The organism is Agrobacterium sp. 5Ca50, assembly GCF_055381905.1.
In genome coordinates, this window is the sequence record NZ_AP026440.1 from 659,896 (window position 1) to 675,000 (window position 15,105).

The 15,105-nt window shown below is 55.0% G+C and carries 14 protein-coding genes and 1 pseudogene; 8 read left to right on the plus strand and 7 right to left on the minus strand.

The features are described 5' to 3' along the window. The first annotated feature begins 128 nt into the window (after positions 1-128). From ACZ5FM_RS25240 to ACZ5FM_RS25255, 4 genes are all read left to right on the plus strand, one after another. A complete protein-coding gene (locus ACZ5FM_RS25240) occupies positions 129-1,253 on the plus strand; it encodes a CobW family GTP-binding protein (RefSeq protein ID WP_464041168.1) in 1,125 nt (374 codons plus the stop codon). After that, a complete protein-coding gene (locus ACZ5FM_RS25245; RefSeq protein ID WP_464041169.1) occupies positions 1,250-1,531 on the plus strand; it encodes a hypothetical protein in 282 nt (93 codons plus the stop codon). The genes ACZ5FM_RS25240 and ACZ5FM_RS25245 overlap by 4 nt, the downstream gene beginning before the upstream one ends. 1,252 nt (positions 1,532-2,783) lie before the next feature. Further along, positions 2,784-3,455 carry a ZinT family metal-binding protein gene (locus ACZ5FM_RS25250; RefSeq protein WP_409515627.1) on the plus strand — a complete coding sequence of 224 codons (672 nt, stop codon included), beginning with the start codon at positions 2,784-2,786 and terminating at the stop codon, positions 3,453-3,455. Positions 3,456-3,621: 166 nt separating this feature from the next. Then, positions 3,622-4,125, plus strand: coding sequence for an SRPBCC domain-containing protein (locus ACZ5FM_RS25255; RefSeq protein ID WP_464041170.1), 504 nt, complete (start codon positions 3,622-3,624; stop codon positions 4,123-4,125). 35 nt (positions 4,126-4,160) lie between these two features. Here the strand turns inward: ACZ5FM_RS25255 and ACZ5FM_RS25260 are convergent, their stop codons facing one another. The 4 genes from ACZ5FM_RS25260 to ACZ5FM_RS25275 all read right to left on the minus strand — a co-directional run bounded on the left by ACZ5FM_RS25260 (position 4,161) and on the right by ACZ5FM_RS25275 (position 7,573). Beyond that, on the minus strand, positions 4,161-4,379 hold the full coding sequence (locus ACZ5FM_RS25260; protein ID WP_464041171.1) for a hypothetical protein: 219 nt from the start codon (positions 4,377-4,379) through the stop codon (positions 4,161-4,163). 165 nt (positions 4,380-4,544) lie between these two features. Beyond that, the gene (locus ACZ5FM_RS25265; RefSeq protein ID WP_250985836.1) at positions 4,545-5,867 is read right to left on the minus strand and encodes a TRAP transporter large permease; all 1,323 of its coding nucleotides are present in this window, start codon (positions 5,865-5,867) and stop codon (positions 4,545-4,547) included. Continuing rightward, positions 5,867-6,493 (minus strand): TRAP transporter small permease, encoded by a 627-nt coding sequence (locus tag ACZ5FM_RS25270; RefSeq protein ID WP_250985837.1) that lies wholly within the window; start codon positions 6,491-6,493, stop codon positions 5,867-5,869. Before ACZ5FM_RS25270 ends, ACZ5FM_RS25265 begins: the two co-directional genes overlap by 1 nt. Before the next feature lie 75 nt (positions 6,494-6,568). Beyond that, positions 6,569-7,573, minus strand: a complete 1,005-nt coding sequence (locus tag ACZ5FM_RS25275; RefSeq protein ID WP_312950824.1) for a TRAP transporter substrate-binding protein — start codon at positions 7,571-7,573, stop codon at positions 6,569-6,571. Between the two features lie 178 nt (positions 7,574-7,751). On the opposite strand from ACZ5FM_RS25275, the gene ACZ5FM_RS25280 reads away from it, so the two are divergent. Together ACZ5FM_RS25280 and ACZ5FM_RS25285 are read left to right on the plus strand one after the other, a co-directional pair. Then, positions 7,752-9,791 carry a two-component system sensor histidine kinase NtrB gene (locus ACZ5FM_RS25280; RefSeq protein ID WP_464041172.1) on the plus strand — a complete coding sequence of 680 codons (2,040 nt, stop codon included), beginning with the start codon at positions 7,752-7,754 and terminating at the stop codon, positions 9,789-9,791. Between the two features lie 12 nt (positions 9,792-9,803). Further along, the gene (locus ACZ5FM_RS25285; protein ID WP_464041173.1) at positions 9,804-10,415 is read left to right on the plus strand and encodes a response regulator transcription factor; all 612 of its coding nucleotides are present in this window, start codon (positions 9,804-9,806) and stop codon (positions 10,413-10,415) included. Between the two features lie 178 nt (positions 10,416-10,593). Here the strand turns inward: ACZ5FM_RS25285 and ACZ5FM_RS25290 are convergent, their stop codons facing one another. Beyond that, complete coding sequence (locus tag ACZ5FM_RS25290) at positions 10,594-11,559, minus strand: quinone oxidoreductase family protein (protein ID WP_464041174.1); 966 nt, start codon at positions 11,557-11,559, stop codon at positions 10,594-10,596. Positions 11,560-11,642: 83 nt separating this feature from the next. Next, positions 11,643-12,287, minus strand: a complete 645-nt coding sequence (locus ACZ5FM_RS25295) for a hydrolase (protein ID WP_464041175.1) — start codon at positions 12,285-12,287, stop codon at positions 11,643-11,645. A 155-nt stretch (positions 12,288-12,442) separates the two neighbouring features. On the opposite strand from ACZ5FM_RS25295, the gene ACZ5FM_RS25300 reads away from it, so the two are divergent. Next, positions 12,443-13,336: a LysR family transcriptional regulator gene (locus ACZ5FM_RS25300; RefSeq protein ID WP_312950811.1), complete on the plus strand. Its 894-nt coding sequence runs from the start codon at positions 12,443-12,445 to the stop codon at positions 13,334-13,336. A gap of 69 nt (positions 13,337-13,405) precedes the next feature. On the opposite strand, the gene ACZ5FM_RS25305 is transcribed toward ACZ5FM_RS25300, so the two are convergent. Beyond that, positions 13,406-14,344 carry a LysR substrate-binding domain-containing protein gene (locus tag ACZ5FM_RS25305; protein WP_464041176.1) on the minus strand — a complete coding sequence of 313 codons (939 nt, stop codon included), beginning with the start codon at positions 14,342-14,344 and terminating at the stop codon, positions 13,406-13,408. 91 nt (positions 14,345-14,435) lie between these two features. Between ACZ5FM_RS25305 and ACZ5FM_RS25310 the strand changes: the two are divergent. Further along, positions 14,436-15,033, plus strand: a pseudogene (locus ACZ5FM_RS25310) (twin-arginine translocation signal domain-containing protein). The last annotated feature ends 72 nt before the right edge of the window (positions 15,034-15,105 follow it).

Sequence of the window (15,105 nt, forward strand, 5' to 3'; positions counted from 1 at the left end):
AAAACATATTGCTTGACGCGTGTAATGTCATAACATATTCGGGTTGCATTGACCCAACACAACCAGTTCAACGGATCTGGGTGTAGCGGACAACAAGACTATTCTGATGCCCTTATTGCGAGATGGTAATGCTCCACCGGCTGTTCAAAAGATCGCAACCGTCTGGTCCGTCTCATGTTGATGGCCACAGCAACGAAGCTTCCGTGCCGGTATTGCTCCTGACGGGTTTTCTTGGTTCTGGAAAGACCACTTTGCTCAATGAGATCCTAACCGATCCGCGCATGGCGGGCACGGCTGTTATCGTCAATGAATTTGGCAGTGTGCCGATTGATCACGGTTTGGTGCGTGTCGGATCGGAACGGTATTTTCAAACAACAACCGGATGCATTTGTTGTACCGCGACCAGCGATATTCGCGTGTCCTTATATGAATTGCACGATGCTATGCAAAAGCGGAAAATACCGGCTATTGATCGTGTCATCATAGAAACCACCGGACTGGCCGATCCTGCTCCCATCATAAACAGCATCATACCCGGAGGTGCGCCGGCCGCCGCTCTGAGAGACCATGTGGTTGCCAGGCAATTCCGACTCTCTGGAGTTGTGACCACTTTCGATGTTTTGAACGGCCGCATGACACTTCACAGCATCATCGAAGGTTGGAAGCAGCTGGCTTTTGCTGATCATATTGTTTTGACGAAAACAGATCTGGCCGATGAGCCGAAGGATTGGGTGCGTGAACTCAAGTTGCTCAACCCGGCAGCACATTTTCACGATAATCATGATGCCGATTTCAAGATTGCTGATCTCTTGGACGGTGATGCTTACTCCATTTCAGGCAAGGCCGAGGATGTGGCCGGCTGGTTGGCAATGGAAGCGCTGACCAAACATGCAGACCATACACATGACATTCATCGGCATGGTGACGAGATAGAAGCTGTGGTGTTGACGCATGATGTGCCCCTGTCTCAGCAGGCCTTGCAAACTTTTCTCCATGTTATCACGACGAATACCCGGTCCGGCCTGTTGAGATTAAAAGGCATATTCGCCCTTGCGGACAATCTGGAAAAGCCGGCCATTGCTCACGCGGTGCAGCACCGACTCTATCCGATTGAACGGCTGAGTGCGTGGCCTGATCACGACCGTTCCAGTCGTGTCGTACTGATCGGGCTGGATATGCCGCTTGGTCCAATTCGCGACCTGTTTCGCGCTCTGGCAGCAGGTCCTTTGCGAAAACGAGGTGCAAGGACATGAGAGCAGCATTCCACAACCCGTTGGCGCGTGGCTCCTCAGATATCATCGCAAAGGCGCGATCCATCAAACAATGGGCCCGGCAGGCGTTGGCAATTCCGGATGATGCCGTTGTTTCTGTCAATGAAATCTCATGTGCTTTGCCAGATTGCCCGCCAAAGGAAACCGTCATTCTCGTGATGAGCAATGGCGACACGATCCAGGTCTCCATTCACAAAGCCATGGCGGACGTCTTGGAACACGATGTCGCTGATGCTTTTCGAGCGCTTCAGCATTCGTGAGGTGTGGAATGAAACCTCGACATTGGCGGCTGCGATAAGTGGTGGCTGAAACCCCGATATTCCCCGGTTTTAAATAACCTTGAACCGTAATGATATATCATTAAAAAAGGAGAGAAACGTGAGACATTTAATCCTGGGCGTATCCGCCCTTGCGCTATCGGCAAGTTTGATTGGCCCCATGGCCTTTGCCGATGAAAGCGCTAGTGAGAATGTAACATTGTACCGCGTCTTTGTGGGAGACCATGACGAGGGCAAGATTACCGCGTTTGATCTGGAAAAGCCGGATAATCGCTGGACATTCGATACCACCGGCCAGAACAAACTCTATAGCGTCAATGAGGGCGCAGGCATCGTTGCCGTTCAATCAGACAATGATGCGGTCAACTTCATCAATAGCGGTATTTCGCTTCATTCGCACGGCGATCATTCCGATATCAAGATTGCTGACCCGGCTGCGGTAAAAGAAACGCTGACCGGTCCGCGCCCCTTCCACGTCATCGATCATGATGGCAAGGTGGTCGTTCACTTCGACAAAGGTGGATATGCCGACATCATCGCGGCACATGATTTGTTTAAAGGTGAAATAAAATCAACACGGTTGACACAAGCGCGTGCCCATCATGGATTTGTTGCACCGGTCGGCAAGGGTTGGGTGACGACGGTTGCCTCTGACGCACCTGTAGAAGGCGGCGCAGCACCATCACGCGTCGGCTTGCAAGTTGTAAGCGTCGACGGCACGCCGGTTGGCGATGTTGCAACGTGCACCGGCATCCATGGCGAAGCTTTTTCAGGTGCCTATCTGGCAGCTGGCTGCAAGGAGGGGATCATCACGGTGACATCAGGTAAAGGTGGTTTGGTCACCAGCATGCTGAACTATCCCGATGACCTTCCTGCAGGCGAGACCACAGGCACCTTGCTTGGTGCCAAAAGCATGCAGGTGTTCCTTGGAAATTATGGAGCAAAGGGCTTGGTTGTCGTTGACCCTGTCGATGCCCCCAACTTCCGTTATATTGAGCTTCCCTTCCGTCGCATCGATTTTGTCCTCGATCCGGCCAATGCCCGGTTTGGATATGTCCTGACAGAAGATGGATCCCTTCATCAGGTTGATGTGCTGGACGGTACACTGTTCAAGAGTGCCAAAGTGACCGAACCCTACTCCATGGATGGCCACTGGAATGATCCTCGGCCCCGTATCGCGATGGCCGGTGATGAGATTGTCATGAGCGATCCGAATGCCGGCTTGGTACGCCGTATCTCCAAGGATGACCTCAAGGAAATTGGCACGATCGCTGTTGAAGGCAAACCCTACAACATTGCGGTAGCAGGTGGCAGCGGCAAGGTTCATGAACATGGTGAAGACCATGACCATGCTGGCCACAGCCACGGTGATCCGAAGACCTACGCAGGCTATTTCGAAGATGCGCAGGTCAAAGACCGCCCACTCTCCGACTATGCCGGCGATTGGCAGTCGGTTTATCCGTTCCTGCAGGACGGCACACTTGATCCAGTCTGGTCCCATAAGGCCGAGAAGGGTTCCATGAGTGCCGCGGAATACCGAGCCGAATACGAGGTTGGTTACAAGACCGATGTGGATCGGATCACCATCGAGGGTGATGTTGTCAGTTTCTACAAGGACGGAAAGCCTACGAAAGGCAGCTATGCATATGACGGCAAGGAAACTCTGACCTACAAGAAGGGCAATCGGGGTGTGCGGTTTATCTTCAAGAAAACCGAAGGTGATGCCGCTGCCCCGCAGTTCATCCAGTTCAGCGACCACGGTATCGCACCGAAAAAAGCCGACCATTACCATCTCTACTGGGGTAATGACCGCGCCGCTCTTCTGGAAGAAGTCACGAATTGGCCGACCTATTATCCGTCATCGATGGACGCAAAACGGATTGTTAGCGAGATGAAGGCTCACTAAACCAATTCAAACCTGCGCCCGGCCGGAAAGGCTGGACGCAGGGCTCTTGTGAAAGACCATGTGTCTCTTGCATGCGGGAGTGACGGAGACATTGCCGCCGCAAATTCTTCGAAATCCATTTCTAGCATTGGATGAAATCACCCAAGAGGTGGAACAGGAGGAAGCGATGAGCGAGCGCACTAGTAATGCAGGTTCTGCGCGGAACCGTACTTCAGTCGAGCGCAGAGGAGATCGTGAACTCGTTGTGATTAGGGTGTTCGATGCGCCGCGGAGCAGGGTGTACGAAGCGTGGAGCCAGTCTGAACTGTTCCGGCGTTGGTGGTTCCCAAAATCGGTGTCCGGTATTTCGCTTGTCACATGTGAGCTGGATGTCCGCACCGGCGGTAAATATCGGCTGGAGTTTGCTGTAACAGGCGCGGAAACCATGGCCTTTTACGGCAAGTATCTCGAGGTCGTGCCGAATGCGCGTATGGTCTGGACCAATGACGAGGGCGAAGAAGGCGCAATCACGACCGTGACCTTTGAGGACCGATACGGTCAAACACTGCTGACTTACCATGAGGCCTATCCTTCAAGTGATGGGCTTGAAGAAGCGCTACACGGATCGGCGGCCGCTTTGCCGGAGCAATTGGATCAACTCGAGGCATTGCTGTCCGGTCACGCGGAGTAAGGTCGTTTGGATGATGAAAAAATGTGATTTTTGGCTCAGTCCAATTTCGCCTTTTGGCTATCCTTCGCTTTCCTCCACCTCAGCAGATAACCGAAACCGGGACCGATCAATATTCCACCGATTACCCATTGCGTGACGGTCAGTGGGCGCTCATCCGGATCATGGCCGATGATGAACAGATAGAGGAAGAATATCGCCACGCCAGCAATGATAAGCGCCACAGGAAACAGCAGGCCTTTGCGAAAACTCTCCATATGTATTCCCCCCTTGTTGCCGTGTTTTGTGCAGAACCAAGCTACCGCAGAAGAAGGTCCTGGCAAGCGGCTTTTGAGGAGCGACGAAGGCAATGGCATGTGCAAAACAAAACCGCGGCTGACGCAAGGTCGACCGCGGCTTATGGGGCAAAAGGCGTTGCTTTTTTACATTCCTAGTAGCCTTGGCAAAAAGAGCGTGATTTCCGGGATGTAGGTGATCATCATCAGGAAAACGATGGCTGTCAGCAGCCAGGGCACGACAGATTTGGAGACTTCCGTCAGACCCAGTCGTGAGATCGCGGAACCAACATAGAGGTTAAGTCCAACTGGCGGCGTGGCGAGACCGATTTCCATATTCACGATCAGGATGATCCCGAAATGGACCGGATCAACCCCCAATTTGACGGCGATCGGATAAAGAATTGGCGCCATGATGAGGATGATTGCCGATGGCTCCATAACCATGCCGATCACCAACAGCATGATGTTGACGATCAACAGAAAGCCAATCTTGCCGAAACCAAGCGAGACGATCCAGTCGGACATCAGCTGCGGAATCTGTTCCGATGTCAGGATGAACGCGAACATCACGGCATTTGTGATGATGTACAGCAGCATGGCTGACATGGCTGCGGACCACAACAGGATGCGCGGTACATCCTTCATGCGGATGTCTTTATAGACGAAGACGGCAATCACGAAGGCGTACACGGCCGAGACTGCAGCCGCTTCGGTTGGCGTGAACAATCCACCATAAATGCCGCCCATGATGATAACGACCAGCAAAAGGCCCCACACCGACTTTCGAAACGCGACAAATCGTTCGCGCCATCCGGCTCTTGGCAGACGCGGATAACCATTTTTCCAGGCACGCCAGACGGTGGTTGCGGCATACATGGCAGCGAGGATCAACCCCGGCACCACACCGGCGATAAAGATCTGTCCGATCGATGGAGAAAATACCGTTTCACCATCCGGTCCGACTGCGAGCATGCCGGACGTTGCGACGGCGTACATGACCATGACGATGGAAGGTGGAATGAGAATTCCCAAACCACCGGCTGCGGCGACCGGACCGACGGCAAACTGCGGTGGATAACCCATTTTGACCATAGCCGGGATCATGATGGAGCCGACGGCCATGACCGTTGCTGGGCTTGAGCCTGAGATCGAAGCGAACAACGCACAGGCCAGAACCGCCGCGAGGCCCATGCCGCCATGCCAATGACCGACCATGGAGGTGGCGAACCCGATCATGCGTTTTGCGACACCGCCATGGGTCAGGAAATTGCCCGCCAGAATGAAAAACGGGATTGCCATGATTTCGAACTTTTCGATGCCTGTGAAAAGTTTCAGGGCGATGGAATCCATGGGGATATTGGTGAAGGCGAACAGGAAGCTGAACACCGTCAAACCGAGGGCGATCGAGACAGGCATGCCTGTCGCCAGCAGAATGGTCAGGATCGTAAAAATGATGAGGGCGGTCATTATCGATGTCCTCCATGCTGAATGGCGGACTCGTCTTCAACACCATCCACGTGTCCAAGTTCGTGGTGAATGATGATGCCCTTGGTGATGTAAAGATGGAGCGCCTGAATAAACCGGAAACACATCAAGGCGGAGCCCAGGGGAACCGCGAGATAGACGATCCACATTGGCATTTCGAGGTCGGCGGAAATCTGGCCTCCAACACCCACGTGGTAGACAAATGTCGAGCCGATCCAGACAAGTATTGCGGTGAAGATCACGCCGCCTGACATTGCAATTATCGTCACGACCCGACGACGGTTGTCATCCAGCATGTTGACCAGCATGTCGACACCGACATGGATGCCGATACGTACGCCGTAGGCGGCGCCAAATTTAGCCATCCAGACGAAAAGATAGATGCAAGCCTCCTGGGCCCATGTCAGCTTGATGGCGTTGATGTTGGCAAACACCCAGCGCGCCCATGCCTGAAGTTCGGGCATGTTGTTGGCACGAGCAAAACGAACGAGATCGGCAGCATAGCCAATCGAAAAACGGTGAAGAACAGCGACGAAGATCAATGTCACGGCAGCCGCCATTAGCGCCGCGATAAGGATTTCTTCGAAACGGTCGAGCATGCGCAGCATAATCAAACCTCACGAATAAGAGAGGGGGCGCGGCAGGCACCCCCTTTGGGCAATTGGACAAGTTATTTGAAGAAATTACTGGATACCCAAAACGCTATGGGCCTGTTTGACGAGGTCCGCACCGATGCGAGACGACATCTGTTCGTGCAGTGGACGCAGACGTTCGATCCATTCGGCACGCTCTTCATCACTCAACTCGTGGAACTTAGTCGTTCCGGTCTTGACCATCTCGGCCATAGCCCATTCGTTTTCTTCGCGGGCGATCGAGTTTGCGTAGGTCGTGGATTCGTCCATCGCACGGTCAATGTGTGTGCGAATTTCCGGGTCCAGTGCGTCCCAGAACCCCTTGTTGACGATAACGGCATAACCAAGATAGCCGTGGTTGGTCAGGGTCGCGTGCTTTTGTACTTCGTGCATTTTTTGCGTGAACATGTTGGACGGCGGATTCTCGGTGCCGTCGACAACGCCCGTTTGCAGTGCCTGATAAACTTCAGAGAATGGCAGAACCTGCGGGACTGCATCAAGAGCCAGCATCTGCCCCTCGATGATCTTCGATGACTGAATACGCATCTTCAGGCCAAGGAAATCATCGGGTGATGCAATCGGCGAATTTGCCGACATCAGCTTGAAGCCGTTATCCCAGTAGGCCAGGCCCTTTATGCCCTTGCTGTCGAGCAGGCCCAGAAGATGCTGGCCGACCTCGCCATCGGTTATTTTACGCAGATCATCGTAGTTAGACATCAGATACGGCAGATCGAAAAGCTCAAACTGCTGAACGCCCAATGGACCAAATTTGGCGAGGGATGGTGCCAGCATCTGGACGGCACCAAGCTGAAGTGCTTCCAGTTCTTCCTTATCCTTGTAGAGCTGGCTGTTGGGATAAACTTCGACCAGTACTGCGCCTTTGGTATATTGCTCTGCCAGTTCCTTGAACTTTAGCGCGCCTTTACCCTTGGGGGTATCTGGGGCGACAACATGGCTGAACTTGATGACGACAGGGTTTGCCAGAGCTGGCAAGGCCGAAGCCAACGAGATGATAGCTGCGCTGGCGAGGGCCGCTAACGAACGACGAGTGAACATTCTTTTCCTCCTGAAAGTCGCAACCCTCCAGCTGCGACACAATTATCATCCGCTTCCTTGCCACCATGTTTGCAATCTCGCTATTGTGGATTCCCGCAATAGTGGCCTGACGCACACAAGGCTATGGTGCGGACAAGGCCTGAAAAGGCTCGCGGACGTTTGGGGGACGGAACCGGTATTGAGAGACAAGAAAACTCGAAAATCAACGCGTTCTTCTCTAACGCAGACCAACAATCCTTCAAATGCTGCCTGGTATCCATGGTCGGATGATAATCCCAGTCCATTGGCCATGCGCATTGATTTGTTGTCGATTGTTCCTTTGATTGCAATCATTGCTTTGGCAGGAATGGTCTGGGCATTCGTCTGGGCTGTTGCGCGTGACGATAGCGAAAGTGCGCGTATAAAGTTGGCGACGGATGCCTTGTGGGTCGAGCAGACACTGCGGTTTCAGCTCGGTGTTGATGAAGATATGCTGGTTCGCCTGGCGATGGATCATGCTGGCGAAACGGCAGATCCGGTTATTGCGGCCAGAGCGCGTAGTCATATCACGAGCAACCCTGAAGTTCTCTCCATTCTCTGGTATGGCTCTGACGGTCAGGTACAAAAAGGCCTCCCGGACAACGCAGCACCCGGTGACCCGACACTGGCGGCGCAGATTCTGGATGTTGCAACGGTCACATCGAGACCCGTTTATGGACAAATCACACCCGAAGGCCATGTGACTTTCGGCATCTTGCTGGCCGACCAGCGCGGCGTTCTGACCGCCACCATTTCACTGCCGTCAGTGCTTGATCGGCATCTGCCCTGGTGGATTGCCGAGCAATATGGCGTGACGCTGGTCGATCTGTCCGGCAATGTGCTCGCCAGCCGGCAACGGTTGGAAATCGATCCTGAAAACCCGACACATGTGATCAGTATCGATCCGCCTCTACACGGCACCTGGCTTCGCATCAGTGCCTATGGCCGCCCGCTGACATTTCTTTCGACAGCTCTTTTTGGAGCAATTGCCGGCCTTGCTGCATTCGCTGTTTTGACGATGATTATCCTGCACCGGTCGAGCAAAAGAAGGCGGGCGACGGAGGTGCGTCTTTGGGCAGAAACCGCGTTCAGGCGCTCAATGGAAGAAAGTTTGACGGTCGGATTGCGGGCCAAAGATCACGATGGCCGGATTCTTTTTGTAAATCCGGCATTCTGCAAGCTGGTTGGATGGAGCGCAGATGAACTTATCGGGCGCTCTCCACCCTTGCCTTACTGGGACCCGGCCCATCTGCCTGAAACGGAAGAGCGCCATCGTCGACTTGCGGCGGGCGGTGCCGTCAGCCAGCGATTTGAGACCTATTTTGTGTCACGCGATGGACGCGAGATCGAAGTCGAGGTCTATGAGGCGCCATTGATTGACGCGCGTGGTGAGCATCGTGGCTGGATGGGCTCGATCATCGATGTAACCGAAGCACGACAGGCCGCCCGGCGGGCTCGTCTCCACGATGAGACGCTGGCGAGAACTGGCCGGCTGGTGACGCTTGGCGAGATGGCCTCAACATTGTCGCATGAGCTTAATCAGCCGCTATCGGCAATTGCGTCTTATGCGGCTGGCATGCTCAATCTTATGCACCGGCCGGACACGGATCTCACACTTTTGCGGGAAGCGACGGAAAAGCTGGCACGTCAGGCGGATCGGGCAGGGCTCATCATTAGACGTATTCAGGATCTGGTCAAAAAACGCGAGCCACGGTTTACCAATCTACAGCTGTCCGATGTCATCGATGAGACACTCGATTTCCTTCAGGCCGATGCGCGCGAACATGGCGTGCGGCTTCTGCGCGAAGGGGAGGGAGCCTGCGCGGTTGCGGCTGATGCCATTCTGCTTGAGCAGGTTCTCATCAACCTCATTCGCAACGGAATGGAGGCGATGGCCGACACGCGAAGAGATGGTGCGGTCATCGTTCGTTTGTTTGAACACGACGGGCAGGCGGTGATTGAAGTTGAGGATGCAGGCTCTGGAATTCCCGCGGAAATGGTCGATACGATCTTCGATGCCTTTGCGAGCACAAAAACGCAGGGCATGGGCATGGGGTTGAAAATCTGCCGCACGCTTATCGAATTGCATCGAGGCCACTTGATGCATCGGCGCGCGGAGGGGGGAGGAACCATATTCAGTGTCTCCATTCCGCTTGCTGACGTGGGCTACTCGAAGCAGGAGGAGCTGGAGGATGTATGAGGGAGGATACGGATGAGTAACTTGATTGACATCGTCGATGATGAGGAGGCAATTCGCGACGCACTGTCGTTCCTTCTTGCCACCCGTGGCGTGCAGACCCGGACATGGGCTTCAGGGGAAGATTTTCTAGCGGCGCAGCCATTGGACGACATGATTTGCGTCATCATGGATGTGCGGATGGGAGCGCTGTCGGGGCCTGAGGTCTACGAGCGATTACGCATTATGGGATCTGAGGTTCCCGTCATTTTCCTGACCGGTCACGCTGACGTGCCGGTGGCGGTACGTACATTAAAAGCGGGAGCTTTCGATTTTGTCGAAAAGCCGTTTAACGACAATCAAATCGTTGATCTCGCGCTTAATGCCATCGAAGCCGGCCAGATGATGCAGGCACAGGCGGAAAGCCGCCGCGATCTCGAGACCCGGCATGCTTCACTTTCTGCGCGCGAGGTCGAGGTCATGGATTTGATGTTGACTGGTGCGATGAACAAACAAATCGCCGACACTCTTGGCATCGCCATGCGAACGGTGGAGGCCCATCGCGGCAAGGTGTTGATGAAGATGGGGGTTCGCAATGCGTTGGAACTTGCCGCAATCAATCGGAAGCAGGAGAGACACAAAGTCTGAGGAGATTAGGGCGCGTGCAACACGATAAACCCTGAAGCCGTAATCAGCCTGCCGCCTCACTGCTTTCCTGCACAGGAAGCCATCGTCTGGCGGCGCTTCATAAAATGCTGGGCTGCCATTCGGCGCGTGCTTTCCGCAAATGGCGATTTGGAAATCGGTTGCTCTTTGTCGTTAGTGTTCAACCCGAGGGAAGGAGGACAACGCGACCGAGGATGGAGTTGTTTTCGGCGTAGGCATGGGCCTCTGCAGCCGCGTCAAGCGGGAATGTCCTGTCCACGACCACTTTGACAGTACCGGCCGCAGCCCACTTTAGCATTTGTGAAATTGTGTCGTAGACATCAGGCTTTTCCAATTGCGTTCCCATAAAAACGCCAAAAAGCGACTGGTTCGCCTGCAGTGCTGGCCACAGGTCAAGGCTGAGCTTTGAACCGCCGGCATTGCCGACGAAAACCAGACGTCCCTCGGGACGCAGAACCGCCAGAGAATTTTGCAGGGTTGCTCCGACCGGGTCGATGACCAGATCGACGCCACGACCTGCCGTCAGGTGCATCACCGCGTCGACGACATCTGTCGCGTGATGGTCGATCGCATGGTCAAGGCCAAGCTGCAGAAGGCGTTCCGTCCTCTCGGCCCCCGAGACGGTTGCAAGCACCGAAGCACCTGCCTGATGCGCCAGTTGAATGGCGGCAAGCCCCACGCCGCCAGCGCCCGCCTGAATGAGGACCGTCTCGCCGCGCTTGATATCTCCCCTTGCGAAGAGGCAGTGGTGCGCCGTGCCGAATGCGATTGGCAAAGCAGCGGCGGCGGCCATGTCCAGCCCATCAGGCACAAGCCATGTCTGGCCAGCGGCAACAGCGCGCAGCTCTGCGTGTGACCCGGCAAGATCAAAACTTGTCACCTTCTGGCCAACGTGACGGTCCGCCACGTTTTTCCCGACCGCAATGATTTCTCCTGCGGCAGCATAACCGATGATGAAGGCTGCATGGGGAGGAGGGGTGGACGCACGATTGATCAGATCGCCACCTTCAATGGCGGCGGCCTCGACGCGGATCAGAACGCCATCGCTTGGGCAGGCTGGATCGGGCACATCCACGTAACGGAGGACATCCGGTGTCCCGGCGTGATCGTAGACTGCTGCTTTCATGGTTGCTCTGTCATTGCTTGAGAGAAAGGCGGTGAGGGCGGCTTGTTCTGACCCTCACCGAGGTGCTTGCTCAAGCCGCCTAATCAGTCAGCGACTGGCGTGTTGAGGAGCTGTTGCTCCCAAAGATAGGCGATGCCGCTGCCGCCGAAGTGCTGAATGAGAATCTCAGTCAGCTCATCGACATGCTCGGTGCGTGCCCAGTCGCGTTGAAATTCACCAGCAAGAGCCATGACGGTCATGACGTTGGCACCGGCCGAGATCATGCGCTGAACGGCAACTTCGTGGGATTCCTTTGAGATCCCTCCCGATGCGTCGGTGATCACTGTCACGTCCCAGCCCTCTCCGGCGGCCTGGATCACGGGCATTGCAACGCAAACCTCCGTCCACAGACCGGCAATGATCAATTGCTTCCTTCCGGTCGCCTCGACGGCGTTGACGACATTCTCGTCCTGCCAGGTGTTTATCCAAGTGCGATCGATGACATCCTGGCCTGGAAAGACGTCGGTGATCTGCTTGAAAAGCAGTCCACCGCGCGTCGCGATGACGCTGGTAAGAATGGTTGGAACATTGAAGGCTTTTGCCAGCTTCGCCAGCGCGGTCGTGTTGTTGACGACAGCTTGCGGATCGTGGCTGTTTAGGTTCGCGAGCTGATAAGGTTGATGGTCGATCAGAACGAGGACCGAATCTTCGGGACGAAGAAGAGAATCGAGGCCGTTACGAGGGGTCATCAAGAGTTCCTTTTTTTTGCCGTTGTGGACGGCCATGGGTTCACAGGAAACACACGCCAGCGAGCGATGCTGCCAGAAGACAATTTGCCGTTCCTGTTGATGTTGTAATAGTATCAAGTTCGGACTAGCTGTGTCGCGGAATCAGGAACGCTGAGATGGATATTGAGGACCTGCAGACATTTGTTGCCGTGGCTGATGCCGGAGGAGTATCGGCGGCTGCCCGTCGCCTGGGCCTGTCTAAGTCGATTGTCAGTCGCAGGCTTTTTAGGATTGAAGCCGAGCTTGGTGTGCAGCTTCTTGCGCGGACGACCCGAGGTGCTGCGTTGACGGAAGCGGGAGTAACATTCAGGGATCACGCAGCCCGCGCCAGTGCTGAGATTGATACTGCCCGGGAAACCATCCATCCTACTGGCCAACTGCATGGTCGTTTGCGGGTTGCCATGCCGCTTACCTTTGGCCCAACCCACTTTGCCCCGGTACTTGCGGAAATGGCGCGTTTGCATCCGCAGCTTCACATCCATACATCTTATAGCGATCGCTTTGTCGATCTGATCGCAGAGGGGTTTGATTGCGCGATCCGGGGCGCCTATCTTCAGGATTCGAACCTGATTGCCAAACGCGTTGGGCCGATCCATGGCAAGCTTGTCGCCAGCCCGGCGTACATCAAGGAACACGGCTCGCCGGACAATATATTACAACTTGTCAACCATCCGGCCCTCATGCAGGGAACGGAGGCCTGGCAGTTCATGGACGGCGACAGGATCGTTACGGTGCAGCCGCAGGGCAAGTTCAAAGCCGATAGCGCCACAGCACTTGCCGCCGCCGCTGCGGCAGGTCTCGGCGTTGCCTGGCTCCCGCAGTGCATCACGCATGAGTACGAAGCCGCCGGCACCCTGGTTCCGATCATGACGCGTTTTCCGGTTCCTCCGGGTGCAGTCTATGTCGTGCGACCACCCAGCCAGCATCCAACCCGGAAAGTGCGAGTACTTACCGAAATGCTGGTCGAGTACTTCAGACAGAACCCGGAGCTTTGGGGAGCGGACAGTTAAAAGGCCCCGGAAAAGCGTTTGGGATGGAGTTTCAACCGCGTCATCTCAATGAGCAGCTGTAGTTGACAGTTATTCCCTGGTTATGCCGACATCAGCGACGATCTCACGGATTTGCTGGCGCAGCCAGGCGTTGGCGGCGTCGCCATCAGCGTGTTGCGCCCAGACCATGTTAACGGGTGGAAAGCTGAGTGGTACTGGCAGCGGGCTTACTTCTAGACCAAGCAGAGGCCCGTAACGCTCGGCAATGCGGCTTGGCACAGTCGCGATGACCGGGCTTATCTGCGCTGCCGAAAGTACCGACATGTAACCCGGCCCTGCCATCACCACGTCGAGTTCGACGCCGGCAATTTCCAGTGCGTCCTTGATGCAGCCCTGCAAGGTTTCGTTCTGTGAGATCGTTGCATGTTTGGCGGCAAGATATGCTTCAAGATCTACCGGGTTCGATAGATCCAGAAGCGCAGGGTTGAAACAGCAGGCAAAATCCGTCGCATATAGTGGTTCGAAGGCACGGCGACTGGTTTTGGTGTAAGTGCAGCCGACGGCCAGATCGATGCTGCCATCCTCCAGCGAAGGCTCCATCGCCTCATAGGGGAAAACCCGGGCAAGCACCTTGATGCCCGGTGCAAGCTGCCGCAGTCGTGCGGTGAGATCAGGGATCAGCAACAAATCTATCTCCGGCGACATGGCGATACGAAATGTGCGCTCCTCGCTTGCCGGATCAAACGCAACGCCGCCTGACAGTGCAAGTTGAGCCTGCCGCAACGCCTGGCGCACCGGGACAGCAAGACTGCTTGCCCTCGCAGTCGGCTGCATGACCTGGCCGACACGGATAAAAAGCTCATCCTGTAAAAGTACCCGTAAGGTGGAGAGCGAATGGCTCATGGCGGGCTGCTGGATTTTCAGCCGCTTCGCCGCCTTGGTCACGTTGCCTTCCGACATCAAAGCATCAAAAGCGATGAGCAGATTGAGATCAAAAGAGCGAAGATTGAAATGATCGATAGTTACCATGAGCCGCATCGATTTGTTCACTGATAGTCCGATACATAAATGCTCTCCAGGTCAGTTCAAGACCATGTCAACACAATCCCTGGAGCCTTTTATGCAAACCCGTCGCAACCTACTGAAATCCTCTGCCGGTATCGCTCTTGCCGCCGGTGTCATCAGTGTCCTACCGTCCACCGTGCTTGCCAAGGCAGCAATCATTGGCAAGCAAGCCGCCAGCTATTACCGTCTGAAGCTCGGCGATTATGAAATCACCGCGCTTTCCGATGGTACGGTCAAATTACCGATGGCGAAGATTTACCGGAACATCAAGGAAACGGATGCCGAGGCCTATCTTGAAGGTCATTTTCAGGCCGGTGACGCCGAAACCTCAGTCAATGCCTTCCTCATCAATACTGGTGAAAAACTTGTGCTTGTTGATGCAGGGACAGGTGATCTGATGGGACCGGCGCTTGGCAAGCTCGTCGCCAATCGCCCATGGTGACGTCCTGCAATTTGATCAACCCGAAGTCACCGTTGATTTTGACGTCGATCAGAAGGCGGCAGCAGCCAGCCGCGCCATTGCATTTGCGGAAGCCGCCGATCAGAAATATTTGGTGGCCGGCGCCCATCACGCCTTTCCTGGGATTGGCCATGTCCGTCGTGATGACAGCAATTACGATTGGGTGCCGGTTGTCTATAAGGCTGGCTACTGAAAAAACCCGGACGCCGTCGGGGGGACGGCGCCCTTTCGCCTTGCTAGCCAGGGATTTCGGAGGGTGTAGACG

Bases quoted from the DNA above. Each gene is read 5' to 3' on its own strand.
- ACZ5FM_RS25240 (WP_464041168.1), top strand. From the start codon at position 129: ATGCTCCACCGGCTGTTCAAAAGATCGCAACCGTCTGGTCCGTCTCAT.
- ACZ5FM_RS25260 (WP_464041171.1), bottom strand. From the start codon at position 4,379: ATGGAGAGTTTTCGCAAAGGCCTGCTGTTTCCTGTGGCGCTTATCATT.
- ACZ5FM_RS25265 (WP_250985836.1), bottom strand. From the start codon at position 5,867: ATGACCGCCCTCATCATTTTTACGATCCTGACCATTCTGCTGGCGACA.
- ACZ5FM_RS25255 (WP_464041170.1), top strand. From the start codon at position 3,622: ATGAGCGAGCGCACTAGTAATGCAGGTTCTGCGCGGAACCGTACTTCA.
- ACZ5FM_RS25245 (WP_464041169.1), top strand. From the start codon at position 1,250: ATGAGAGCAGCATTCCACAACCCGTTGGCGCGTGGCTCCTCAGATATC.
- ACZ5FM_RS25300 (WP_312950811.1), top strand. From the start codon at position 12,443: ATGGATATTGAGGACCTGCAGACATTTGTTGCCGTGGCTGATGCCGGA.
- ACZ5FM_RS25285 (WP_464041173.1), top strand. From the start codon at position 9,804: ATGAGTAACTTGATTGACATCGTCGATGATGAGGAGGCAATTCGCGAC.
- ACZ5FM_RS25290 (WP_464041174.1), bottom strand. From the start codon at position 11,559: ATGAAAGCAGCAGTCTACGATCACGCCGGGACACCGGATGTCCTCCGT.
- ACZ5FM_RS25305 (WP_464041176.1), bottom strand. From the start codon at position 14,344: ATGGTAACTATCGATCATTTCAATCTTCGCTCTTTTGATCTCAATCTG.
- ACZ5FM_RS25275 (WP_312950824.1), bottom strand. From the start codon at position 7,573: ATGTTCACTCGTCGTTCGTTAGCGGCCCTCGCCAGCGCAGCTATCATC.
- ACZ5FM_RS25295 (WP_464041175.1), bottom strand. From the start codon at position 12,287: ATGACCCCTCGTAACGGCCTCGATTCTCTTCTTCGTCCCGAAGATTCG.
- ACZ5FM_RS25270 (WP_250985837.1), bottom strand. From the start codon at position 6,493: ATGCTGCGCATGCTCGACCGTTTCGAAGAAATCCTTATCGCGGCGCTA.